A 24,259-nucleotide genomic window follows, 5' to 3' on the forward strand; every position below is an offset into this window, starting at 1 on the left:
CATCGGCCGGAGCCTAACATCGATTTTTCTTAAGTGAACGAAGGCGAATAGAACAATGCAGGTGACGGAAACACTGTCCCAAGGCTTGAAGCGAGAGTTCAAGGTCGTGCTCCCGGCCACCGAGTTGGAGCAGCGCCTGAACACAGAGCTGGACAATATCAAGGGTCGCGTGCGCCTCAATGGCTTCCGCCCCGGCAAGGTGCCTGCCGCGCACCTGCGCAAGGTCTATGGCCGCTCCGTCATGTCCGACGTTCTCCAGAACGCCGTGAACGAGGCCAACCGCAAGATCGTCGAGGACAACGGCCTGAAGCTCGCCCATGAGCCGCAGGTCCAGTTCCCCGAGGACAAGGACACCATCGAGAAGGCCATGGACGCCAAGGGCGATCTGGCTTTCACCGTCGCTCTCGAAGTCCTGCCGGAATTCGAGCTGGCCGACCTGTCCGACGTGAGCGTGAAGAAGCCGGTCGTTGAAGTCTCCGAGACGGAAGTCAACGAGTCGCTCGAGCGCATGGCCAAGCAGAATCGCTCCTTCGACAAGAAGGAAGGCGCTTCCGCCGATGGCGACCGCGTGGTCGTTGACTTCGTGGGCCGCATCGACGGCACCGAGTTCGAAGGCGGCGCGGGCCAGGACATCCGCGTGGAGCTCGGCTCCAACACCTTCATCCCCGGCTTCGAGGAGCAGCTTGTCGGCCTGAAGGCTGGCGACACCAAGCTCGTGAAGGTCTCCTTCCCTGAGAACTACATGGCTGCTCATCTCGCCGGCAAGGCCGCCGAGTTCGACGTGACCGTGAAGGAAGTCGAAGCTCCCGGCGAGCTGAAGATCGACGACGAGATGGCCAAGGGCTTCGGAATGGAAACCCTGGACAAGCTCAAGGAAGCCATCCGCGACGCCATCAAGCGCGACTTCGACACCCAGTCCCGCCGCAAGGTGAAGAAGGATCTCCTGGACGCTCTCGACGCCAAGTACAGCTTCGAGCTGCCGCCGACCCTGGTCGAGCAGGAGTTCAATGCCGTGTGGTCGCAGGTCGAGGCCGACATGAAGTCGAACGGCCGCACCTTCGCTGACGAGGACACCACCGAAGAGCAGGCCAAGGCGGATTATCGCAAGATCGCCGAGCGCCGCGTTCGTCTCGGCTTGGTCCTTGCGCAGATCGGCGAGAAGTCCGATATCAAGATCTCCGACGACGAGGTGACTCAGGCCCTCATCGAGCGGGTCCGCCAGTACCCCGGCCAGGAGCGGCAGGTTTGGGAGTTCTACCAAAAGAACCCGCAGGCTCTAGCTGAAATCCGGGCTCCTCTGTTCGAGGAGAAAGTCGTCGACCAGATCCTCTCCCAGGTGAAGGTGACTGAAGAGACGGTTTCCAAGGAAGCACTCTTCAGCGACGAGGACGATAACAACGCCAGCAAGGGCGAGTAACGCTTTCTCAAGCACTCGCTGCCTTGCATTAATCAGACGGCCGCGCATTTCGCGCGGCCGCTTTGGAGCAGTGAGACAATGAGAGATCCGGTAGCGCTCTATAACAACACGCTCGTTCCCATGGTGGTCGAGCAGTCGAACCGCGGCGAGCGCGCCTTCGACATCTACTCGCGCCTTCTGCGCGAGCGGATTATCTTCCTGACGGGTCCGGTCGAAGATTATTCGGCTTCGCTCATCGTGGCGCAGCTTCTCTTCCTTGAGGCCGAGAACCCGAAGAAGGAAATCTCCTTCTACATCAACTCGCCCGGCGGCGTCGTGACGTCCGGCCTGTCGATCTACGATACCATGCAGTTCATCCGCTGCCCGGTTTCGACGCTTTGCGTCGGTCAGGCCGCATCGATGGGATCGCTTCTCCTGACCGCCGGCGAGAAGGGCATGCGCTTCGCGCTCCCGAACGCCCGAATCATGGTTCACCAGCCCTCCGGCGGTTACCAGGGTCAGGTCACGGACATCATGATCCACGCCCGCGAGAGCGAAGCCCTCAAGCGCCGTCTCAACGAGATCTATGTGGGCCATACCGGCCGCAACTACGAAGAGATCGAGCGGGCCCTTGAGCGCGACAACTTCATGACGGCGGAAGCCGCCCGTGAATTCGGCCTCATCGACCAGGTGATCGAGAAGCGCCCAGAACCGGTTGCTACCCCGGCCTAATCCTTAAAACCTGGGGAAAAATTCTCCCCAGGTGCGTCTTTTTAACCAGTAACCCCGTTTCTATTGATCACGCGCCTTCACCGTGATTGCATATGGATTCGGGAGACGAGGCGATTTGGCTAAGTAAATTGTTGGTGTCGGAACCTTTCATTAGGCCCGGCGCTCATAAGTTAAAGGGTGCAGGGCCGGCAAAGGGGCCGCCCCGGCACGGATTGGAGATGTGATAATGACCAAGGCTGGCGGCAACGACTCCAAGAGCACGCTGTACTGCTCATTCTGCGGCAAGAGCCAGCACGAGGTTCGCAAGCTGATCGCTGGCCCGACGGTTTTCATCTGCGATGAATGCGTCGAGCTCTGCATGGACATCATCCGCGAGGAGTCGAAATCCTCCCTCGTGAAGTCCCGGGATGGCGTGCCCACCCCGAAGGAAATCAGCCGCGTTCTGGATGATTACGTGATCGGCCAGGAGCACGCCAAGAAGGTGCTCTCGGTGGCGGTCCACAACCATTACAAGCGCCTGGCCCACGCGACGAAGCACAACGACGTGGAGCTGGCGAAGTCCAACATCCTGCTGATCGGTCCGACCGGCTCGGGTAAGACCCTGCTCGCGCAGACGCTTGCCCGCATCCTGGACGTGCCCTTCACCATGGCCGATGCCACGACGCTGACCGAGGCAGGCTATGTGGGCGAGGATGTCGAGAACATCATTCTCAAGCTGCTTCAGGCTTCCGACTACAACGTCGAGCGTGCGCAGCGCGGCATCGTTTACATCGACGAGATCGACAAGATCTCCCGCAAGTCCGACAACCCTTCGATCACCCGCGATGTATCGGGTGAGGGCGTTCAGCAGGCTCTCCTGAAGATCATGGAAGGCACCGTTGCCTCCGTGCCTCCGCAGGGTGGCCGCAAACACCCGCAGCAGGAGTTCCTGCAGGTGGACACGACCAACATCCTGTTCATCTGCGGCGGCGCCTTCGCGGGCCTCGAGCGCATCATCGCCGGTCGCGGCAAGGGCACATCCATCGGCTTCGGGGCGAGCGTGAGCTCCCCGGACGACCGCCGTACGGGAGAAATCTTCCGCGAGGTGGAGCCTGAGGACCTGCTGAAATTCGGCCTCATCCCCGAATTCGTCGGCCGCCTGCCGGTTCTGGCCACGCTCGAGGATCTCGACGTCGATGCCCTGAAGACCATTCTGCAGGAGCCGAAGAACGCCCTGGTCAAGCAGTACCAGCGTCTCTTCGAGATGGAGAACGTCTCCCTGACGTTCCAGGACGAGGCTCTGACGCTCATTGCCAAGAAGGCGATCGAGCGGAAGACCGGCGCCCGCGGCCTGCGCTCCATCATGGAGGGCATTCTCCTGGAGACCATGTACGATCTGCCGGGCCTCGATTCCGTCGAGCAGGTGGTGATCGGCCCCGAAGTGGTGGAGGGCAAGGCCAAGCCTCTCTTCATCCATGGCGACCGCAGCGAGCAGACTGCGAGCGCCAGCGCCTAAGACGATTTGGGGATACCCATGATTGGCAGCGTTGCGGGGTCGGTTCTTGAAACAGGGGCTCCGCAACGCCACATAATTTCTTGCGCGGTGGCTTTCCGCTCATTCCCCGAGGGATGGCGCCGCGTACCGGATGCAGCCCATAAAAACAGCCTGAGCATTCCGGTATCCCGTCCGAGAACCAGCTTATTCAAGGGGCCTCCCGGACGCATAAATAAGGATGTTGTCTCATGACACAGTCGAAGCCTCGTCAGCCTGTCATCCCAGGCTCGACCGGAACCTATGCGGTTCTGCCTCTGCGCGACATCGTCGTCTTCCCGCACATGATCGTGCCGCTCTTCGTCGGCCGCGAAAAGTCGATCCGGGCGCTTGAGGAGGTGGTGAAGAACGACCGTCACATCCTGCTGGCAACGCAGATCGATGCGACGGACGATGATCCGGCCGCTGACGCGATTTACAAGGTTGGTACGCTCGCCAACGTGCTGCAGCTCCTGAAGCTGCCCGACGGCACCGTGAAGGTGCTTGTCGAGGGCGCAAGCCGCGCGGAGGTCAAGAACTACACCCGCACAGACGAATATTACGAAGCCGAAGCCGAAGTGCTGCCGGATTCCCTTGGCGACCAGATCGAGGCGGAGGCGCTTGCCCGCTCGGTGGTGGCTGAGTTCGAAAACTACGTGAAGCTCAACAAGAAGGTTTCGCCGGAGGTTGTCTCCGCCGTGGCGCAGATCGACGAGCCCGCAAAGCTCGCCGACACGATTGCTTCGCACCTCGCCATCAAGATTGCCGACAAGCAGGCAATCCTTGAAACGCCGACCGTCGCGCAGCGCCTGGAGAAGGTGCTCGGCATGATGGAGAGCGAGATCTCCGTCCTGCAGGTCGAGAAGCGCATCCGCACCCGCGTGAAGCGTCAGATGGAGAAAACGCAGCGCGAGTATTATCTCAACGAGCAGATGAAGGCGATCCAGAAGGAGCTCGGCGACGACGAAGGTCGCGACGAGTTGGCCGAGCTCGAAGAGAAGATCGAAAAGACCAAGTTCACGAAGGAAGCCCGCGAAAAGGCCCTCGGCGAGCTGAAGAAGCTGCGTCAGATGTCGCCCATGTCCGCGGAAGCGACCGTCGTCCGCAATTATCTCGACTGGCTGCTCGGAATTCCGTGGGGCCGCCGCTCGAAGATGAAGAAGGACCTGAAGGCCGCCCAGGATGTCCTGGATTCGGATCACTACGGTCTGGACAAGGTCAAGGAGCGCATCGTCGAGTACTTGGCCGTGCAGCAGCGCGCCAACAAGCTCACAGGCCCGATCCTCTGCCTCGTCGGCCCTCCTGGCGTGGGTAAGACCTCGCTCGGCAAGTCGATCGCCAAGGCGACCGGTCGCGAGTTCGTGCGCATGTCGCTCGGCGGCGTCCGTGACGAGTCCGAGATCCGCGGTCACCGTCGCACCTATATCGGCTCGATGCCCGGCAAGATCATCCAGTCGATGCGCAAGGCCAAGACGTCCAACCCTCTCATCCTGCTCGACGAGATCGACAAGATGGGCATGGACTTCCGCGGCGATCCTTCAGCGGCGTTGCTTGAGGTTCTCGACCCTGAGCAGAACAACACGTTCAACGATCATTACCTGGAGGTCGACTACGATCTCTCCAACGTGATGTTCGTGACGACGGCCAACACGCTCAACATTCCCGGCCCGCTTCTCGACCGTATGGAAGTGATCCGCATCGCGGGTTACACCGAGGAAGAGAAGGCCGAGATCGCCCGTACGCACCTCATTCCGTCGTCCATGCAGAAGCATGGTCTGGCGGAGAAGGAGTGGAAGATCGACGATGAGGCCCTCCTCATGCTGGTCCGCCGCTACACCCGCGAGGCGGGCGTGCGTAACCTCGAGCGCGAGATCAACAATCTCGTTCGCAAGGCGGTAAAGGAGATTCTCATCTCCAAGGTGCCGTCGGTCGAGGTCACCACGGCCAATCTGCCGGACTTCCTCGGTCCCCCGCGCTTCCGCTACGGCGAAGCCGAGACGGAGGATTCGGTCGGCACGGTCACCGGTCTTGCCTGGACCGAGGTGGGCGGCGAGCTGCTCACCATCGAAGGCATCGGCATGCCGGGCAAGGGCAAGATGACCGTCACCGGCAACCTGCGTGACGTGATGAAGGAATCGATTTCGGCTGCGGCGTCCTACGTTCGCTCCCGTGCGGTTGCCTTCGGCGTCGAGCCTCCGCTGTTCGACCGTCGTGACATCCACGTGCACGTGCCGGAAGGCGCAACGCCCAAGGATGGTCCGTCCGCCGGTATCGCCATGGCGACCGCCATCGTCTCCGTCATCACGGGTATCCCGGTTCGCCGCGATATCGCCATGACGGGCGAGGTCACGCTGCGGGGCAGGGTGCTACCCATCGGCGGGCTGAAGGAAAAGCTCCTGGCGGCCCTTCGCGGTGGCATCAAGAAGGTCTTGATCCCCGAGGAGAACGCCAAGGATCTGGTCGACATCCCGGCAAGCGTGAAGAACGGCCTTGAGATCGTGCCGGTCTCCACCATGGACCAGGTGCTTCAGCACGCTCTCGTGCGCATGCCCGAGCCCATCGAATGGGATGAGGCCTCGGTACTCAAGGGCCCCAAGCCTGCCGTTGAGGACGATGCAGCTGGAGTGGTCGCGCACTAACAAGCTGACGCTACGTTAGCGAGAATCAGGCCCCCGGATGGCAAATCCGGGGGCTTTTTTGGTGCGAAATGGCGGAAAGTGGCCAAAGTCCGGCGTTTTAGGGCTTGCTTACGGTCCAGCTTTAGGTCACACGAATTCTCCCTGAAGCGGTGATACTACATAACTTGCTGTCACCGCGATCACTGGAGGATATGAATATGAATAAAGGCGAGCTCGTTGCGGCCGTCGCCGACAAGGTCGGTCTTTCTCGTGGCCAGGCTGGTGAGGCGATCGACGCCGCCATCGAGGCGATCACCGGCGCTCTGAAGAATGGCGACGAAGTGAAGATCGTCGGCTTCGGCACGTTCGTGGTGACCAACCGCGCTGCCGGTGAAGCCCGTAACCCGCGCACTGGCGAGAAGGTGAAGGTTCCGGCCTCGAAGACCCCGAAGTTCCGCGCCGGCGCGGGCCTGAAGGAAGCCGTCAACGCGAAGTAAGCGCTTTTCAGCAGCATTCGCTTTGAATAGAGGGCCAACACCGCTTGCGTTGTTGGCCCTCTCTTTTTATGTGAAGCGTATTAGGGCTGGAAACATCTGCAGCATCTGATATGACGCACGCTCCCTTCGGCGAACGATTCCGAAGGGCACGCGAGTAGGGCGGTTAGCTCAGCTGGTAGAGCATCGGTTTTACACACCGCAGGTCGGGGGTTCGATCCCCTCACCGCCCACCATTTTCTCTCTTGAGCGCGATCTTTCTCGGATCCCTGGCAAAAGCCAACCCAGGGGCTCTCCCTTCGCGCCTGGGTGATGCCTCCGTGGCAAAATTCCCTCAGCTGAAGTGAATTACTAGCACGGTACTTCCGCTTACTTGACGAGCTTTGCGTCAGGGTAAAGAAGCCTGAAAAGGGTGAAGTATCGTTCTGTCATGTTGAAGTACAGCGACAGTGCAATAATAACAAAGTTGCGCAATGCTATTTAATTCGTTCGCGTTTCTCCTGGGGTTTCTTCCAGCCGCATTAATCCTGCATTGGCTTGCAGAGCGATTCTGGCCATCCGTCCGTCTCCCGTTGCTTCTCGCCATGTCCATTGTCTTTTACGGATACTGGGATGTGCGCTTCGTGCCGCTGCTGGCGGGCTCCATCGTCGTCAACTGGCTCGTTGCCCAAGCCTTTCTGCAAAGCCGCCGCAATTTTCTGATCCCTGCTGCCATTGTCGCGAACCTCGCGCTGCTCGGGTTCTTCAAGTATTTCAATTTCTTCGCGGATATCATCAACCTCATCCCGGGCACCGCAATCGCGAGGTGGGATCTGGCGCTGCCGCTCGGCATTTCGTTCTTCACCTTTCACCACATCATGTATCTCACGGACCTGAGGGCAGGGCGGGCGCCTCGCTACGATCTCGTCCGATACGGCCTCTACATCGCTTTCTTCCCGCAGGTTCTCGCAGGTCCGCTCGTCCGGTGGAGCGAGATCATGCATCAGCTCGAAGAGCGCCCCTATCTGCGGCCGGATGCGGCGCAGCGCTTTGCGCGTGGTCTCATGCTTCTCACCTTGGGTCTCGTGAAGAAGGTTTTCATCAGCGATCCCCTGGCCGCCTATGTAGACCCGGTTTTCGCCAGCGCTGCCGCTGGCAAGGCGATCTCGTTCTTCGAGGCATGGCAGGCGACGCTCGGCTTCACATTCCAGATCTACTTCGACTTTTCCGGCTACACCGACATGGCGCTCGGCATGGCGCTGATGTTCGGTATCGTCCTGCCGCCGAATTTCGACAGGCCTTATGCTTCGACCTCGCTCCAGGATTTCTGGCGGCGCTGGCACATGACGCTCTCCCGCTTTTTGCGCGATTACCTGTACATTCCGCTCGGCGGCAGCCGGAATGGAATAAGCGTTCAATTCGCGGCCCTCGTCGCGACCATGACGCTGGGAGGCCTCTGGCATGGGGCAGGGCTGACGTTCATCGCCTGGGGCCTTGCGCACGGTCTGGCGCTCTGCATCGGCGTCCTCTGGCGCAAGGGTGGATTGAGCATGCCGAAGCCGGCAGGCTGGGCCCTGACCTTCCTGTTCGTGGCGCTGACATGGGTGTTGTTCCGAGCGACCAGCTTCGAAGCCGCCGGGAACATTTTTGAGGGCCTCATCGGCGTCACCACGCTGGGCGAGACCTTCAAATGGCGGAGCATTGCCATCGCAGCCGCTGTCGCATGTCTCGGCCCAACCACCTGGCTCGCAGTTCAGCGCCTGCCGCCCCGGCGCTGGATAGCGGTAGGGTTTGCCGCCATCGGCACCGCCGTGCTCCTGCAGATCGGGGACGCGGTCAATTACGAATTCATCTATTTCCAATTCTAGGACGGGCCGATCATGGCGACTGAACATTCAGAGCACGCGTGGCGTCGGGTTGCGGTCTGGGGCGTCTGTTCGACGATTGCCTTCTTCGTATTCGTCGTTGCTGCGCTCTACCTCATCGATCCCTACGACACCGGCCGATCCCCCCTGGCGCGAGAGCCGTGGCTCAAGGGGCAGAGGACCGGCGATGCGACGGCCAGCGTCGGGCGAAACCCGAAATTCACCGGAGCCATCATCGGCAATTCCACCATTGCCCTGATCCGGCCCGCTCGGCTGACCGAGCAGACGGGCATCCCGTTCGCGCAGCTTTCCATGCCCGCCGCCCCGGTTCGCGGCCAGCTGACGATGCTCGATTGGTTCGCCCGGCATCATCAGGGCAGAACCGAAGCCGTTATCATGACCATCGATCGGGGCACCTGGTGCACCCGCGATCCTAATCTGCCGACCGAGAAGCCTTTCCAGGTTTGGCTCTATAGCCGGTCAACGATGGAGTATCTGCAGGGTCTTGTTCGCCTCAGCAGCCTTGAGCAGGCAGCCCGGAGCTTCACGACGAGTCGGAGCACCAAGGTTACCAGCGATGACGGCTTCTGGGATTACGAGCCCATGTACGAACCGCTCATGAGAAACCCGGCCCGGAGGCGGGAATTGCTGTTCGCCAAGGCCGATGACCGGAGTGGGAACGTCGTGGACCCGTTTCCCGGAGCCGATGCTTTGGAAGCGCAGTTGAAAACGCTTCCAGCCGACACGACGGTCATTCTGGCCATGCCGCCGGTTTTCTCGGCTTTGCAGCCTGCTCCCGGAACGCCTCGGTACGCATCCATTCAGGCATGCCGAAAGCGGTTCCACGATATTGCTGCGCGGCGTCCGGGAACGATGCTTGTCGATTGGTGGGATGACCGCCCAGAGTTCAAGGATACCAATCTCTTCATCGACCAGATTCATATCCGCCGCGCACTCGCCGACCGGTTTGAGGAAGCTCTCATCGTGGCGCTGCGGCGCGTGCAGACTAGCGGGAGCGATCTGCCGGTGCGACGTCTGTGAGCCCGCGCCTTTCTTGAGCTATGCGCTATGAGCGTATGGGGCTCAGGTTTTCAAAAAAGTTGTGTTGGAATGCCGCATGTCTGCAACAAGCGAGCAAGTCTAGAGTTGAGAACAGGTTCCTCCCGAGACTCCTCTGTGACTGACCCGCTCCACGATCCGTGGGGCGGGAATTTTTTTGAGCTGTAGGATCCACGCTTCGATGCTCTTCGATGAGCGTGAGAATGTGGATGCGGATAAGGGAAATAGTCTGGATTGCAGGAAATGCCTGCCAGGGAGCCGCAAAAGAAAAAGCCGCCCGAAAGGCGGCTCCGCTTAAGCTCTTGGTCAACCAAGAGAAAGAATGGTCGGAGCGAGAGGATTTGAACCTCCGACCCCTAGTCCCCCAGACTAGTGCGCTAACCGGGCTGCGCTACGCTCCGACGCCTTGAACGGCTTGTGTCAATTAGCTTCGGAAGGGCCGGTTCGCAACCCCTGAAATGCACTTTCGCGGCGAAACGGCGCTGAAATACACATCCGGGGGGATAAGCCATCTCTGATGTCGAGCTTATGGACGGGAGTTCCTCTCCGATCATTTGGCGCTGCAAGCTTCCCGCAAGCCTGCCGCCGCAATCTCCTTCGCGGGCAGGGGGATTCGTCTGCTCGATTGAAGAGGGGGATTTCTATGGCAACGTTCTTGACCTGCGCAGTCGTCGTTTCGCTAGCCGGCCTGATTGCGCCGCCCGTTCTGAAGATCCTGAGCCTTGGCCGTGAGCAGCGGATGGAATTGAAATCCTTCAAGGCCGCCTTCGCGCCGGAATGAAATTGCAGTCGATTCTGGGCCTTGATCCGTTCAGATTGCGAGCGGATTAGTCGGCGTCGACGCTGATATAGTCTCGATCCCAATTCCAGGCCGTGTAGAGGGCGCCATTGCGGTCCAGGACATAGACCGCATGATCCGCGTCAGCGCCGCTCCGATAGGCGGAGGTGACGGCGAATTTCAGGGCGTTGGTGCGAAAGTAGAATGCACCGAGATCCCGGCCCCGATGAAGTACGGACCAGCGCTTGTCGCGATACGCAACGCAATACGCTTCGTGGGGCATTCAGGCTCCTCCGAAGTGGTTGTGGTCGAAATCGTATGGGCTTTGCTAATTGCCGCTGGGACTGCAAGCAACCCGTTAATTGCCGTTTTTCTAGCTTTCAGCCGTTAAAAAACAGTGGATTTCAGGGGAAATGCCCGCCGAGCCGCCTGTGTTCAGATGTGAACGACGTTGAAGGCCAGGCTCAACAGGCCGATGCCGATAATCAGCACGAGAAGATCGCAGATCTTCGCGAGGGCATCATTTCCTGGATGTCTTTCGGGTCCGGTCATAACGTCGCATTAACCAGTTTCCGAAACGTTAAGCAATAGTGCTTAAGCTTAACCCGCCGGCTCGGATTTTGCCGAGGCTTCCTGGCAGACGTCGACCCAATCCGCTCCTACGAGCGCCGCCATCCGCTCGGGGCCGATGCGGACAGCCGTATGGATGGAGCCGGCCGCAGGCACAACCTCATCGAACGCTTTCAGGGAGATGTCGCAATAGACGGGCAGGGGCGTTGCGAGGCCGAAAGGGCAAACGCCTCCAACCGGGTGTCCGGTCAGGGAATGGACCTGCTCAGCGTCCAGCATCGATGCTTTCCCGCCGAAGGCTGCCTTCACTTTGCGGTTGTCGAGGCGGGCATCGCCTCTGGTGACGACGAGGAAGCTGCGCTCGCCCACACGCAGGGACAGAGTCTTGGCGATGCGGCCCGGCTCGACGCCATGAGCTTCCGCAGCCTGTGTGACCGTCGCGGTGCTCGTCTTCATCTCGATGATCTCGATGTCCGGTGCGTTCTTGGAGAAAAAGGCGCGAACGGATTCAAGGCTCATTGGTCACGAACTCCTCGATGGGCGGAATCGCATGCAGGAATACACAAGGTGCGGCAGTGAAGGGAAGGCGGGACAATGACTTATGGCTCTGCCCGGCTCACGAGCTCTTTCTTCGGAACCGCGAAGCGGCCTTCCTCTGCCTTATGGAAATACTGGCTCGCGACCAGCATGCCCTTGGCCGGTCGGATTGGCGGGATGCAGGTCAGCAAGAGGAACGGCAGAGAGGTGAGCACATGGATCCAGAAAGAGGGTTCCCATGTAACCTCGATCCAAACGCCAAACCCCGCGGCGGGGATGCCCATGATGATCATGACGAAGAAAGCGGGGCCGTCAGCCGGGTCGGCGAAGGAGTAGTCGAGGCCGCAGACGTCACAGCGCGGAGCCAGCTTCAGAAAGCCGTTGAACAGACGCCCCTTGCCACAGCGCGGGCAACGGCACAGGAGGCCGTTCTTGAGGATGGTTTCCTTCGCGGTGGCTTTCTCGGTCATCTCGGATCCTTCCGGTAGCCCTATTCTCCCAGGGCGCTCAGACTTGTATGGATTGACAGTCCATACAAACGACGATAGCTTTCTTTCCATAGGGCTCAGCAAATTTGTGTCAAAGTACGTTTGGCACAGCCCCGCCGCTTATGATGTATGTCGTCAATGAGCCATACATTTGCAAGACAAGAAGGTCAAGGAAGCGTGTTGTCCTGGATGCCTCGGATCGAGGCGGGGAGCGGCCCCAAATATTTGGCTATCGCCGAGGCTTTGTCGGCCGACATCAGGTCCGGCCGTCTTGCACCAGGTTATCGTCTCCCGCCGCAGCGCCTGCTGGCGAAAGAATTGGGGGTGGATCTCACGACAGTGACCCGTGCCTTCAACGAAGCGCGGCGAATGGGATTGATCGAGGCCAACACGGGGCGGGGAAGCTTCGTCAGCGGAAAGATGCGAAGGCCGGAGATCATCGCATCCTCCGAAGCGCCCATTGTCGACTTGAGCATGAACATGCCTCCTCAGCCTGAGGAAGCGAAGCTGCAAGAGCGAATCCAGGATGGAATCGCAAGTGTTCTCTCATCGCCGCAGGGACTTCTTCACCTGCATTACCAGGAGAGCGTCGGCGCAAGGCCGGATCGGATTGCCGCTGCCCAATGGCTTCTGCCAAGGTTAGGGGAGACTGCAATCGATCGCATCGTGGTGACCGGCGGGGCTCAGACGGCGCTCTATGCCATCGTGCGTATCTTGGCCCAGCCCGGCGAAGCGATCTGCGTTCCCGGTCTCACCTATCCGGGGCTTCGAGCCATTGCCGAGCAGCTCAAAGTGAGGCTGGTCCCGGTGGCGATGGACGAGGAGGGGCTAGTTCCCGCTGCCCTGGAGGAACTCTGCCAGCGCGAGGCGCTGAGGGCAGTTTATTGCGTTCCGACCATTCACAACCCCACCACTTTCACAATGTCTCACAAGCGGCGTGAAATGGTGGCGGAGGTCGCGCTTCGCAATGGAATTGCGATCGTCGAGGACGACGCCTATGGCGTTCTTCCTGCCCAAGCCCCAATGCCTATTGCTGCGCTCGCCCCCGAGATCACGTGGCACATCGCCACCCTGTCCAAGTGCGTCACCCCCGCTTTGCGCACGGCCTATGTGGTCACGCCGGGTTTGTCCGATACGCTGCGCCTTGCGGCGGAGATCCGAGCGATGGCTCTCATGATGCCGCCCCTCATGTCGGCCCTGGCTTCGAAATGGATCATCGACGGCACGCTGGACGCCATCACAACGGCCATTCGGCGGGAGAGCGCCGTCCGTCAGTCCATCGCGCGCCGGATTCTCCAAGGCCTTGAGTTTCAGGCCAATCCAGAGGGACATCATATCTGGCTTACCCTGCCTGAGCGCTGGCGGAGGGCCGATCTCAATATACATGCGCGGCAATCGGGCCTTGCCTTGGTGCCGAGCGAGGCTTTTGCCGTAGGGCCAGCGCCGGATGCGATCCGCCTCTCTCTTGGGGCTGCTCAGAGCCATGCCGTTCTGGAGCGCGGCCTCAAGGTGCTGGCAACCGTCCTTTCCCATGGTCCCAGCACCCTATCCTCGATTGTGTAACCATTGCATTTCTGAAAAGCGGTCGCCTTCGAGCTTGACGGCGCATTCGTCAGGTAGGTTTTCCCTTATTCCCAGCGCGTCACGAGCCGGTGATTTGACAAACGCGGCGTTCTGGACAAGCATCGAAGTATCATGTTGAGCTTCGTTTCATTCCCTCGCGGTCTTCACCGCTCCGGTAATCTCATCGCGGGCAATTAGCCCCGAGCTCAACGCGCATATCGCGCCCCGAGCTCGGGGCGGTTCAAGATACGTAAACCATCGGAATCTTGAGGCCGGGTGCATGGCATCCGAGCGGCGACATGCTTCAACAATTCATCGACTTCGTGCTCCGCAGGGCGGAGCCTAAGCCCTTTTATCCAGCAAATGCGTCATGTGATCCGCTGCGCGACCATGCGCGTTCGGAAGGATCACAACCCTCATCAGCCTTCCTGGCGCAGATCCTGAGATCGGCGCTCATTCAGAAGCGCGCTCAGGAACCGGGATATGGTGTCATCCACCGTTCCTCGGATGAGCGTCCACAGGAGCCTCTGCCACAGGATGCAGAGCAGCCCGATGCCAAAATCATCCGGTTCGTTCCACGACAGAAGCCGCAAGAGCCACCTCAACCCAAGGACGATGATCCGGGACCGAGCGCAGCGTGATCTGCCTCCACGTCCTCAACAACGGCGAGATTTGAAATGACCAAGAAAACCACAAGCAGGCTCAAGCCTCGCATCACTCTGACAGCCATGGACCATGAGAAGCTGTCAGCGCTTGCTGATGCAGCCTCGCACACCATGCCGGAGATTGCTGCAGAGCTCGCCGATGAGCTCGACCGCGCGCATGTTCTGCCTAAGGGAAAGCATTCGGTCGATACGGTTTGCATGGGGCGCGAAGTTGAGTTTCGCGACGATGTGAGCGGGCGGGTGCAGACGGTGACGCTCGTTTATCCAAATGAGGCCGATATCGCCAAAGGCAGAATCTCTGTGCTGACCCCCATCGGGACTGCCTTGATCGGCTTGCCGGTCGGAAAGTCGATCGATTGGACGACGCGCAATGGCGACACGAAGCGGCTGACCGTCATCCAGGTGCGCGAGCCAGCCGCCGTTGAAGAGTAGCGCTACAGCGGAAGGGCCGGGCTGCTGTCCAGTATTTCCCGCTTCTTGATCCAGGAACGATGTTGAACCGTCGTTCCTGCGGGGGCAAGCTGAGAACCGTCAGGTTGCATCAGCACCTCGAACGATCCCGGAAGGGTGCCGCCCGGCGTCTCCAGCTTCTGCATCCAGTTCTGGTGCTGCGAACGCGTTCCGTCTGCTGCGAATGCGCCTCCGGAAACGGCGGCGCCCATCAAAACGATTGAAAAATATGCAATGACGCGCTGCATCGGCGTCCCCTATGTTCGAAGCCAGCAATGATTCTTGTGAAGTCTTCAAATGTAGGGTGGACTGCACCGAGGGTCAAAACCGCCGGCGTGCAATTGTCCGTGATCCCTGCAGGCTGAGCCGAACTCTATTTCACTTGAAAAGCGGCAGCATGCGCCCCGGACGCGCTCCCGTAGGCGCGCCATCGCTTACGATAGCCTCTCCATTCACCCAGACATGGGTGATGCCAGAGGGAAGAAGAGTGGATTCGTCGAAAGTGGCCCTATCGGTCACGCCTTCCTCGAAGAGCACAAGGTCGGCTGTCATGTCGGGCCGCACGATGCCTCGATCCTGCAAGGAGAAACGCTGCGCTGCAATGGACGTCATGCGCCGCACGGCGTCCTCGATGGAGAACCAGCCCTTGTCCCGGCGCAAGGGGCCTACGATACGCGGGAAGGTTCCGAATGCGCGTGGATGCGGCTTGGTTCCGGGCCGGGGCAGTCCGTCCGATCCCACCATGTGCAGCCGGTGGCAGCAGGCGGCATGGAGATCGTTCTCGTCGAGCTGAAAGAGAATGATACCGGTCTGTCCTTCGTCCTCCTCCACCAAGCGGATGAGAAGATCGTAGGGTTCTATCTTCTCGCGCTCGGCAGCCTGACGCATGTCCAATCCCTCCAGCGCTTTCAGCGACGGATTGTTGACACCGGAAATGCGCACATTCTCCCAACCGATCAGGGACAGCTTGCTCTGACCGTGAAAAGCCGGGCCTCCGTTTTCCACCCAGCGGCGCAATACGGGGCCGACCTCGGGATCGCGCAGCCGCTTCTTGAGCTGATCGAGACCGCCTTCGAGAGAGGCAGGCGGCAGCAGCTGCAGAAGATACGTGCTGCCGGCAGGATAGGGGTACATGTCGAAGCTTATGTCGACGCCTTCCTGCCGCGCCGTCTCCAGGGTTTCCAAGGCGCGTGGAATCTGGCCCCAATTCGGACGTCCCGCCGATTGCAGATGCGACAGGAGACCGGCCGCGCCGGATTGCCGGAGGATTTCGATAAACTCCTCAATGGAGGCAACAAGCCCATCCTCGTAGCTGCGCACATGCGCCGTCATCAGCCGTCCATGGGCTTTCACCACTTTCGCGAGCACCACCATCTCGTCGAGAGCGGCGAAGGCGCTTGGCGGGTAAACCAGGCCAAGAGACAATCCGATGGCGCCCTGTGCGAGTTGCTTGTCGAGCAGCGCCTCCATGGAGGCGATCTCGTCAGGCGTCGCGGCACGGCGTTCATAGCCCATGACAGCTAGGCGCAGGGCCGCGTGGCCCACCAGCGAGACGACGTTGATTGCAACGCCTTGGTGAAGCCGCTCACGGTAATCGCCAAAATCGTCGAAGATCTCTTCCGGAGCCGTCTGGCCGAGCAGGCCCGAGAAGTGCTTGCGCAGATCCTCTCGCGACTGCCCGCGTGCAGGGTAGAGCGAGAAGCTGCAATTTCCGACAACGACGGTCGTGACACCCTGCAGTGCCTTTTCAGGTCTGTCAGGATCACGCAGGCAGATCAGGTCGTCGTGGCAATGGGCATCGATGAAGCCGGGCGCAAGATAGTGGTCCTGGGCATCGACGACGGTCGCGCTTGCGTCCGCTTTCAGATTAGCGCCGACGCCGGCAATTCTGCCATTGACTACATGCACATCGCCCCGGAACCAGGGGGCTCCGGTGCCATCGATGATCCGAGCATTTCGGATGATCCAGCTTCGCGTCATCATCTTTCCCTGATCAGACCCGGGGCTTGCCCATCGGGAACGGCATGTAGCCGACAAAGCCGGTGATCTTCCAGCGTCCGTCGATGCGGGCGCAGAAATAGAGGGTCTGCCAGCTGAGAACCTCGACACCGCCGCCCTTCAAAGCGATGGTCCCGTCGAATTTCTTGTGGCAGACGGCGGTATCGTCCCTCAGATCGATGTCGCGCATGTTCGTGGCGCGAAACAGGGCGTCGCGGACTGGCTCGTCGTATTCAACCGCCCGCGAAGCCTTCGCCTGCCGCAGCCACTCGTCGCGGTAGGTTTCCAGATTCGGGAAATCGAGACGCCAGCTATCGGGCAGCTCCGACTTGTGCGCGTGAAGCCCGATGAAGCCTTCGCGGCGGAAATCGGAATCCACCATGGACCAATCCGCGGCGAGGAAAGCGTCGATGTCGCGCTCGACCAGCATGGTCCAGATTTCGCGGCGATCCGGATCGGTCTCGGAGAAGGGGTTTTGGGTGTGGGATATCACGATGGGGTCTCCAGAAAATGAAAATGAACCGCTTCAGGCAACCTTGCCGCGAGCGGCGACCGCAGCGGTGCCGACGACCTCGTCGCCCCTCACGAATGTCACCTCGTCGAACAGGTTCGTGACCGGGCAGACATGGTTGGGAATGATGCGGACCATCTCGCTGACCTCCGGCTTCGCCTTTGAATTCGTGAGATCGACAACGCCATGTTCCTCGCTCAGCGAAGCGATGACCGCGTCAGGATATTCCACGATACGGCCAAAACCCTGAAGACCGAGGGTGTCGCTGGTGAGCGACTTCGAGCCAGTGTCGAGTACCGCCCTGTTGTCCGTGGGGCGTGAGACGACGGTCGCGAGAACCGTAAGGGCGCAATCCTCGAAGCTGCCAACCCCTTCCTGCACCTGGAAACGGTCGAGGTAGATGTACGTGCCGGGGCGGTACTCCGTGGCTGCGCGGTTCTCGCCGCTGCGCCACAGGTCCGGCGTTCCTCCCGTCGAGACGGTCTCAGGCGGGAGGCCTGCGTCTTTCAGCAGGGCGGTCGCGCGCTCCAGCCAGGCATTCGCCTGCGCGGCCATGCCTTTGGCCGGATAGGTCATCAAGCCGGCAAAGCGCAGGCCTTCGGATCCAGCGATGTGCTTGGCGAGCGCAAGCGCTTGCTCGGGCGTCTGGACACCGACACGTCCGCCGCCCGTATCGCATTCCACGAGCACAGGAAGGATGACGCCGGAGGCGGCAAAGGTCTTCGAGTAGCCGTCGATCGTGGTGACGCTGTCGGCGATGACCTTGATGGATGCGCGCCTAGCGAGCGCCAGTAGACGCTTCAGCTTGGGAGCTCCCAGAATGTTGTAGGGAAGAAAGATGTCGGTGATGCCGGCATCCGCCATGACCTCAGCTTCGCCGATCTTCTGGCAGGTGATGCCGATGGCGCCGAGCTCCATCTGCCGCTTGGCGAATTGAGGCAGCTTATGCGTCTTGATGTGGGGACGCAGCTTCACCCCGTGCGCATTCGCGTAATCTTGCGCACGCTTGAGATTGGCTTCTACGCGGTCCAGATCGACCAGCACAATGGGGGTATCGAGTTCATGAATTTTGGTCATCGCGAAAACTGACTTCTTCTAGTCGCCGAGGGGCAATCTGGGATCGTTGACATTCACTGCCGCCAAGCTGTGCTTGATGCGGCGAAGGCCTTCGAGCACGGCAGGCCCGATGGCCTCCGCCGTGGTCATGGCTATCAGGTCCACGATGGCCATCATCGCATAGCGGGCGGAGTTGGGTTTGTAGAGGTTGCTGTCCTCCGGCACAGAGAAGGGCAGGAGGATTTCGGCCTCGCGAGCCAGAGCCGATCCCGGTGCGGTGATCGCAACGGTCTTGGCTCCATAGTGCCGGGAAATTCGAACGGAATCGACCACCGAGGGCGAGTAGCCGGAAATCGAGAAGGCAATCACCATGGTCTCGGGTGTGGCGACGGAGGCCGTCATTCTCTGCATCTGCCCGTCGCTGTGAGAGATCACAGACAGGCCGAGGCGGAAGAGCCGATTATGAAGCTCCATCGCCATGATGGAGGAATTGCCGCCGGATCCGTAGGACAGCACTGAACGCGCCGTTGCGATCTGGTCGGCGATCAGGGCGATGGTATCCATGTCGATGCTGGAACGCAGGCGCTCGATGGCTGTCACGGCATTGCCGCATATGGCGGCCAGGATGCGCTCCTCCCGCTCCTCGCGCTGCAGGGGCGACGGGTTGAGATAACTTCCGCCGACCGCCAGGGCCTGCGCGAGATGATACTTGAAGTCGCGAATGCCTTCGCAGCCGAGCGCCCGTGCGAAGCGCGTCACCGTGGGCTCGCTGACGCCCGCACGGGTGGCAATGTCTGCAATCGGAGCTTTGGACACATACGCAAGATCGCTCAAGACGAGAGACGCAAGCCTGCGCTCCGCCTTGGAGCCGTCCTCGGCCCATCTGCGAACCCGCGTGATGATGTCCTGGGTCGCCTTCACACTCATTCTCCCGAAAGGCGCATGCCGGTGGAGGCGTCGAAGAGGTGGACCTTGTCCGGGTCGACGGAGAGCTGAAGCGCCTCGCCCGGCGCGGCCGAAATCCGCTCGCGGAAAACAGCACGCACTTCGGAGTCGTCGACGCGCCCGTAGATGTGACTCTCGGAACCGGTCGGCTCGATGACATCCACCACAAGCCGGATCGGCCCTTCGGGATCAAGCCGGTAATGCTCCGGTCGAATGCCGAGGGTTACGGTGGCTCCGTTGGGCGCGGAGGTCTCCGCGACCTCAATCATGGTGCCGTCGGAGAGACGGACGAAGGAGGCTTGCGCGGACCTGAGCATCGCTCCATCGATAAAGCTCATAGACGGCGAGCCGAGGAAGCCGGCGACGAAGAGGTTGGCCGGGCGATCGTAGAGTTCGAGAGGCGTGCCGACCTGCTCGATGCGCCCGCCATTCATGACGACGATGCGGTCGGCCATGGTCATGGCCTCGATCTGATCGTGTGTTACATAGACGATCGTGCTTTCGAACTTGTGGTGCAGCGCCTTGATCTCCGTTCGCATCTGCACCCTGAGCTTCGCATCGAGGTTCGAGAGAGGCTCGTCGAACAGGAACAGGTCGGGGTTGCGGACGATGGAGCGTCCCATGGCCACGCGCTGGCGCTGGCCACCGGAGAGTTGTCCAGGGCGCCGGTCGAGATAGGCGCCGAGATTCAGGATCGAAGCGGCGCGCGTCAGCTTCTCTTCCGTTCCCTGTGCCTTTTCCCGGCGGATGCGAGGCCCGAAGGTGATGTTGTCTCTCACGCTCATGTGAGGAAAAAGCGCATAGGATTGAAACACCATCGAGATGTTGCGCTTCTGAGGCGGCACCTCGTTGGCACGTTGGCCGCCGATACGGATTTCACCGTCTGAAACGGTTTCCAGTCCGGCGATCATACGGAGCAGGGTGGACTTTCCGCAGCCCGAGGGGCCGACGAGCACGACGAACTCGCCATCCTCGACCGCGAGATCAATGCCGTGGAGTATCTCGAGTGCGCCATAGCGCTTCTTGACATTGTCGAGCCGGAGGTCAGCCATCGAAAACTCCGTTCACCTGATTGCTTCGATGAAGGGCAGGTTGCCGGCCATCAGGCCGCCATCGACGGGAAGCGTGACGCCCGTGATTCCAGCAGACAGAGGGGAGGCGAGGAAGACGGCGGCATTCGCTACATCGACCGGAGAGACCATATGGCCGATAGGGTAGAGACGAGAGACCTTGTCGAGGATCTGCGGGTCCTTTTCGATCCGGTGATCCCACGCATGCGTGCGTACGGAGCCGGGGCAGATTGTATTCGAGCGGATGCCATGGACGCCCCACTCGGTCGCGATGGCGCGGGCATAGGCTACGAGGCCGGCTTTGGCGACCGCATAGGCTGGGTTGCCGAAATGGGCGAGGGCGTTCACGGAGGAGACGAACACAAAGACGCCGGAGCCTCTGGCCTTCATGGGCTCGAGGAACGGAGCCGTGAAGTTGCGCACCCCGTTGAGGTTGATGTCGAGCTCGAAGGTCCACGCGCGGTCATCCACTTGTTCGAACGTTTCCGCGCGCGTGTAGCCCGCATTGCTGACAAGGATGTCGGGCAGCCCGACTGCCGATTGAATGCGCGCGCAGGCCTGCCTGCACGCGTCAGGATCGCCGAGATCGAAGATTTCCTTATGGGCGACGTCGAGATGTTCAAGCGCTTCTTCCGAGACGTCGCAGGCAACGACCCTTGCGCCCGCATCCTGAAAACGCTGAACCATGGTGACGCCAATGCCACCGCCTGCGCCGGTGATTACGGCCAGCTGGCCTTCCAAGCTGTTCATCAACGGCCTGCTCCGAACTGCTCCAACTTTCGATTTTGCCAAGGCTGGAGCGTTTCGTGAAATTTAGCAACATAAATGCCAGGAATATACGCAAAAATTCCCTTGCGTAAGTAATTTTCTTTCACAACAATGCTATTCGCCGGGCTGCTTTTCTAAGGTGTGCGGCCCTAAGCCAGAGGGAATATGCAAGTGAAAACACTCCATAAGAACACCTTCTTCAGCCTTAAACGACTCATGCTTGCCGGTGTCGGGGCCGTCGCCCTGTCCGCAAGCGCCAATGCGGGCACCGTCCGTGTCACCGTCGCGGAATACTCGGCCAAGACCGGTCCTTACTTCGAGCAAGTGGCAAAGGATTTCGAAGCGGCTAATCCGGGCATCGACATTCAGTTCGAAGTGGTTCCGTGGGACAACCTCCTTCAGAAGCTCACCACCGACATTTCGGCGAACGCCAATGCGGACCTGTCGATCATCGGCACCCGTTGGCTGGTGGACTTCGTTGAGCAGGGCATCGCCGAGCCGCTCGACAGCTACCTGACCCCGGAGATCAAGGGGCGCTTCATCGAGACCTTCCTCACCCCTTCGGTGATGAATGGAAAGACCTATGGCTTACCCATCGCCGCATCCGCGCGCGCGATGTACTACAACAAGGACTTGCTCGCGAAGGCGGGCCTTTCCGAGCCGCCCAAGACCTGGGCCGAGCTCGAGGATTACGCCAAGAAGATTTCCGCGCAGGGCAACGGTGTGTACGGCTTCGGTCTGCAAGGCAAGGAAGTCGAAACCGACGTCTATTTCTATTACGGCATGTGGTCCTTCGGCGGAGACATCGTGAAGGACGGCAAGTCCGGTCTCGACTCGAAGGCAGCCATCGATGCCGCATCCCTCTACAAGCGGCTTATCGATCAGGGCGCAACGCAGCCGGGCGTGACGTCCTATGCTCGCGAAGACGTGCAGAACCTGTTCAAGCAGGGCAAGATCGGCATGATGATCACTGCGCCGTTCCTCGCCAACCAGATCCGTGACGAGGCGCCGAACCTTCAGTACGGCGTGGCCCCGATTCCGAAAGGGCCGGGTGGCGATCAGGGCACTTACGGCGTGACGGATTCCGTCATCATGTTCCAGAACTCCAAGAACAAGGCCGAGGCGTTCAAATTCCTCGACTTCCTGTTCCAGCCGAAGCAGCGCATCAAGTTCACGGTGGACGAGGGCTTCCTGCCGGTGACCAAGGCCGAGGCCGAGGATAAGTACTTCACAGAGAATGCCAATCTCAAGGTGTTCACGAGCCTCCTGCCGACCGCCCGCTTCGCGCCGGTGATTGCAGGCTGGGAGGAGATCGCCGACACTACATCCTCGGCGCTTCAGCGGATCTATCTCGGCCAGGGCCAGATTGAGCCGACGCTCAAGGAGGCCGCAGAGAAGGCCAATGCGATCCTGAAGAAGTAAGTCACGATACAGAGGCCGCGCCTGTCCGGCGCGGACTCTCATTCTGTTTGCTCAGTCAGCGGAGCGCTTATGGCCTCGACGCGGGTGATCGCGCCCTACGTTCTCGTTCTTCCCAGCTTCGTGCTGGCAGCTCTCATCGTCATCTGGCCCGTCAACGAACTGGCGCAGCTCGCAAGCCACAGCGTGAACCGCTTCGGGCAGATCCGCGACTTCGTCGGCATGGCGAATTTTGCGGCGCTGCTCGACGATCCGAACTTCATCGCCTCACTCTGGCGCACCGGCATCTGGACAATCGGTGTGGTCGGCGGAGCCATTATCTGCTCCGTGCCTGTCGCCCTTGTGCTGAACGAGGACTTTTATGGCCGCGACCTGGCGCGGGTGATCGTCATGCTGCCCTGGGCGGTTTCGCTCACCATGACTGCCATCGTCTGGCGCTGGGCTTTGTCCGGCGAGAGCGGAATGCTGAACTCGGCGCTGCTGGAACTCGGCGTCATCGATCAGAATATCCAATGGCTTGCCGAGGCGAGCACTGCCTTCCCAATGCAAATCCTGATCGGCATTCTCGTCACCATCCCGTTCACGGTCACCATCATTCTCGGCGGGCTTTCATCCATTCCCGACGATCTCTACGAGGCGGCAGCCCTGGAGGGGGCAGGGCGGTGGGAGCAGTTCCGGCACATCACCCTGCCTCTCATCGCGCCATTCCTGAACATCGCGCTCGTTTTGAACACGATCTACGTGTTCAACTCGTTCCCGATCATCTGGGCGATGACTCAGGGTGGGCCAGCGAACTCCACCGACATTCTCGTGACCTATCTCTACAAGGTCGGCTTCCGCCTCGGAAAGTTGGGCGAGGCCTCCGCTGTCTCTCTGGTAATGTTCGGCATCCTGCTGGTGTTCACGCTGATCTATGTGCGCCTCACCACGGCGAAGGGAGCGAAGATATGAACTCCTCCAAGCTCCGACGCTCTCTCGTCTGCTGGCTCGTCCTGTCGCCGATTGTCGTGACAGCCCTCTTTCCCTTCGCGGTTATGCTGATCACCGCGCTCAAGCCCAATACCGAGGTGCTCACGCCGACCTGGTGGCCCTCCCGTGTTGCGTGGGAAAACTTCCAGACCATGTGGACGGCGACGAATTTCGGGAATGCTCTCAGGAATTCGCTTTACGTATCCGTGCTGGCGACGCTGGGCTCCCTGATCGTGTCCATCCCGGCTGCCTATGCCTTGACCCGGTTCGACTTCAAGGGACGTGAATTCTACCGTCAGTTCCTTCTGGTCACGCAGATGCTCTCGCCCATCGTTCTGGTGGTGGGCCTGTTCCGCCTCATGGTGGCGCTGGGGGTGATCGACAACATCAATGCGGTGACGGTGGTTTATGCAGCCTTCAACATCGCCTTCTCGGTCTGGATGCTGCAGAGCTACTTCGCCACCATCCCCCTCGATCTGGAAGAGGCGGCCTGGATGGAAGGAGCGGGGCGGGCGAGAACCCTCGTGAAGGTGTTTCTGCCGCTGGCCGTACCGGCCATCGTCGTGACGGCGATATTCACCTTCATCAATGCCTGGAACGAGTTCGTGATCGCGCTGACCTTGCTGCGCTCGCAGGACAGCTACACGCTGCCCATCCAGATTTTCTCGCTCGTATCCGGCCGCTATACCGTCGAATGGCATCATGTGATGGCGGCGACATTCGCCGCGACCGTCCCCGTCGCCATCGCTTTCGCCTGGCTCCAGCGCTACCTCGTGCGCGGCCTGGCACTCGGCGCTGTGAAGTAGGATTTCAGAAGAA

23 protein-coding genes and 2 tRNA genes are annotated in these 24,259 nt (G+C 60.4%); 14 read left to right on the top strand and 11 right to left on the bottom strand.

Annotated features, from left to right (window positions below):
* The first annotated feature begins 55 nt into the window (after nt 1–55).
* From tig to BLP10_RS11410, 8 genes are all read left to right on the top strand, one after another.
* Nucleotides 56–1,417: a trigger factor gene (gene tig, locus BLP10_RS11375; protein WP_091134479.1), complete on the top strand. Its 1,362-nt coding sequence runs from the start codon at nt 56–58 to the stop codon at nt 1,415–1,417.
* A 78-nt stretch (nt 1,418–1,495) separates the two neighbouring features.
* Nucleotides 1,496–2,128 (top strand): ATP-dependent Clp protease proteolytic subunit, encoded by a 633-nt coding sequence (locus BLP10_RS11380; protein WP_091134482.1) that lies wholly within the window; start codon nt 1,496–1,498, stop codon nt 2,126–2,128.
* A 226-nt stretch (nt 2,129–2,354) separates the two neighbouring features.
* A complete protein-coding gene (gene clpX / locus BLP10_RS11385; protein WP_091134484.1) occupies nt 2,355–3,623 on the top strand; it encodes an ATP-dependent Clp protease ATP-binding subunit ClpX in 1,269 nt (422 codons plus the stop codon).
* A 227-nt stretch (nt 3,624–3,850) separates the two neighbouring features.
* Nucleotides 3,851–6,277 (top strand): endopeptidase La, encoded by a 2,427-nt coding sequence (lon, locus tag BLP10_RS11390; protein ID WP_091134485.1) that lies wholly within the window; start codon nt 3,851–3,853, stop codon nt 6,275–6,277.
* A 197-nt stretch (nt 6,278–6,474) separates the two neighbouring features.
* Nucleotides 6,475–6,753, top strand: coding sequence for an HU family DNA-binding protein (locus tag BLP10_RS11395; protein WP_091134487.1), 279 nt, complete (start codon nt 6,475–6,477; stop codon nt 6,751–6,753).
* Nucleotides 6,754–6,910: 157 nt separating this feature from the next.
* A tRNA-Val gene (locus BLP10_RS11400) sits at nt 6,911–6,986 on the top strand.
* 237 nt (nt 6,987–7,223) lie between these two features.
* The gene (locus tag BLP10_RS11405) at nt 7,224–8,597 is read left to right on the top strand and encodes an MBOAT family O-acyltransferase (protein ID WP_091134489.1); all 1,374 of its coding nucleotides are present in this window, start codon (nt 7,224–7,226) and stop codon (nt 8,595–8,597) included.
* A 12-nt stretch (nt 8,598–8,609) separates the two neighbouring features.
* Nucleotides 8,610–9,635, top strand: coding sequence for a hypothetical protein (locus BLP10_RS11410; protein WP_091134491.1), 1,026 nt, complete (start codon nt 8,610–8,612; stop codon nt 9,633–9,635).
* Nucleotides 9,636–9,976: 341 nt separating this feature from the next.
* On the opposite strand, the gene BLP10_RS11415 is transcribed toward BLP10_RS11410, so the two are convergent.
* Nucleotides 9,977–10,054: transfer RNA gene (locus BLP10_RS11415), tRNA-Pro, on the bottom strand.
* Between the two features lie 242 nt (nt 10,055–10,296).
* On the opposite strand from BLP10_RS11415, the gene BLP10_RS23170 reads away from it, so the two are divergent.
* Nucleotides 10,297–10,434, top strand: a complete 138-nt coding sequence (locus BLP10_RS23170; protein WP_175493888.1) for a hypothetical protein — start codon at nt 10,297–10,299, stop codon at nt 10,432–10,434.
* A gap of 46 nt (nt 10,435–10,480) precedes the next feature.
* Here the strand turns inward: BLP10_RS23170 and BLP10_RS11420 are convergent, their stop codons facing one another.
* The 3 genes from BLP10_RS11420 to BLP10_RS11430 all read right to left on the bottom strand — a co-directional run bounded on the left by BLP10_RS11420 (nt 10,481) and on the right by BLP10_RS11430 (nt 12,008).
* On the bottom strand, nt 10,481–10,714 hold the full coding sequence (locus BLP10_RS11420) for a hypothetical protein (RefSeq protein ID WP_091134493.1): 234 nt from the start codon (nt 10,712–10,714) through the stop codon (nt 10,481–10,483).
* Between the two features lie 317 nt (nt 10,715–11,031).
* Complete coding sequence (locus BLP10_RS11425) at nt 11,032–11,520, bottom strand: YbaK/EbsC family protein (RefSeq protein ID WP_091134495.1); 489 nt, start codon at nt 11,518–11,520, stop codon at nt 11,032–11,034.
* Nucleotides 11,521–11,600: 80 nt separating this feature from the next.
* Nucleotides 11,601–12,008, bottom strand: coding sequence for a DUF983 domain-containing protein (locus tag BLP10_RS11430; RefSeq protein ID WP_091134497.1), 408 nt, complete (start codon nt 12,006–12,008; stop codon nt 11,601–11,603).
* Nucleotides 12,009–12,215: 207 nt separating this feature from the next.
* Here BLP10_RS11430 and BLP10_RS11435 point away from each other — a divergent pair, with 207 nt between their 5' ends.
* A complete protein-coding gene (locus tag BLP10_RS11435; RefSeq protein WP_091134499.1) occupies nt 12,216–13,589 on the top strand; it encodes an aminotransferase-like domain-containing protein in 1,374 nt (457 codons plus the stop codon).
* 677 nt (nt 13,590–14,266) lie between these two features.
* Nucleotides 14,267–14,686, top strand: coding sequence for a nucleoside diphosphate kinase regulator (gene rnk, locus BLP10_RS11445; protein ID WP_091134503.1), 420 nt, complete (start codon nt 14,267–14,269; stop codon nt 14,684–14,686).
* Nucleotides 14,687–14,688: 2 nt separating this feature from the next.
* Here rnk and BLP10_RS11450 read toward each other — a convergent pair whose 3' ends face one another.
* From BLP10_RS11450 to BLP10_RS11480, 7 genes are all read right to left on the bottom strand, one after another.
* On the bottom strand, nt 14,689–14,952 hold the full coding sequence (locus BLP10_RS11450) for a hypothetical protein (RefSeq protein ID WP_091134504.1): 264 nt from the start codon (nt 14,950–14,952) through the stop codon (nt 14,689–14,691).
* A gap of 130 nt (nt 14,953–15,082) precedes the next feature.
* Entirely contained in the window at nt 15,083–16,687 is a 1,605-nt protein-coding gene (locus tag BLP10_RS11455) for an N-acyl-D-amino-acid deacylase family protein (protein WP_210183619.1), read from the bottom strand.
* Between the two features lie 10 nt (nt 16,688–16,697).
* Complete coding sequence (locus BLP10_RS11460; RefSeq protein WP_091135043.1) at nt 16,698–17,192, bottom strand: hypothetical protein; 495 nt, start codon at nt 17,190–17,192, stop codon at nt 16,698–16,700.
* Between the two features lie 36 nt (nt 17,193–17,228).
* The gene (locus tag BLP10_RS11465) at nt 17,229–18,290 is read right to left on the bottom strand and encodes a D-TA family PLP-dependent enzyme (RefSeq protein WP_091134506.1); all 1,062 of its coding nucleotides are present in this window, start codon (nt 18,288–18,290) and stop codon (nt 17,229–17,231) included.
* A gap of 18 nt (nt 18,291–18,308) precedes the next feature.
* A complete protein-coding gene (locus BLP10_RS11470) occupies nt 18,309–19,190 on the bottom strand; it encodes a MurR/RpiR family transcriptional regulator (protein WP_244510493.1) in 882 nt (293 codons plus the stop codon).
* Between the two features lie 2 nt (nt 19,191–19,192).
* On the bottom strand, nt 19,193–20,266 hold the full coding sequence (locus BLP10_RS11475; protein WP_091134509.1) for an ABC transporter ATP-binding protein: 1,074 nt from the start codon (nt 20,264–20,266) through the stop codon (nt 19,193–19,195).
* A gap of 12 nt (nt 20,267–20,278) precedes the next feature.
* On the bottom strand, nt 20,279–21,034 hold the full coding sequence (locus BLP10_RS11480) for an SDR family oxidoreductase (RefSeq protein WP_091134511.1): 756 nt from the start codon (nt 21,032–21,034) through the stop codon (nt 20,279–20,281).
* A gap of 234 nt (nt 21,035–21,268) precedes the next feature.
* Here BLP10_RS11480 and BLP10_RS11485 point away from each other — a divergent pair, with 234 nt between their 5' ends.
* The 3 genes from BLP10_RS11485 to BLP10_RS11495 all read left to right on the top strand — a co-directional run bounded on the left by BLP10_RS11485 (nt 21,269) and on the right by BLP10_RS11495 (nt 24,246).
* Nucleotides 21,269–22,474 (top strand): ABC transporter substrate-binding protein, encoded by a 1,206-nt coding sequence (locus BLP10_RS11485; protein WP_091134513.1) that lies wholly within the window; start codon nt 21,269–21,271, stop codon nt 22,472–22,474.
* A gap of 69 nt (nt 22,475–22,543) precedes the next feature.
* Nucleotides 22,544–23,422, top strand: coding sequence for a carbohydrate ABC transporter permease (locus BLP10_RS11490; RefSeq protein WP_091134515.1), 879 nt, complete (start codon nt 22,544–22,546; stop codon nt 23,420–23,422).
* Nucleotides 23,419–24,246 (top strand): carbohydrate ABC transporter permease, encoded by an 828-nt coding sequence (locus BLP10_RS11495; protein WP_091134517.1) that lies wholly within the window; start codon nt 23,419–23,421, stop codon nt 24,244–24,246. The genes BLP10_RS11490 and BLP10_RS11495 overlap by 4 nt, the downstream gene beginning before the upstream one ends.
* Nucleotides 24,247–24,259 lie beyond the last annotated feature (13 nt).

The organism is Microvirga guangxiensis, assembly GCF_900102135.1.
GTDB lineage: Bacteria > Pseudomonadota > Alphaproteobacteria > Rhizobiales > Beijerinckiaceae > Microvirga > Microvirga guangxiensis.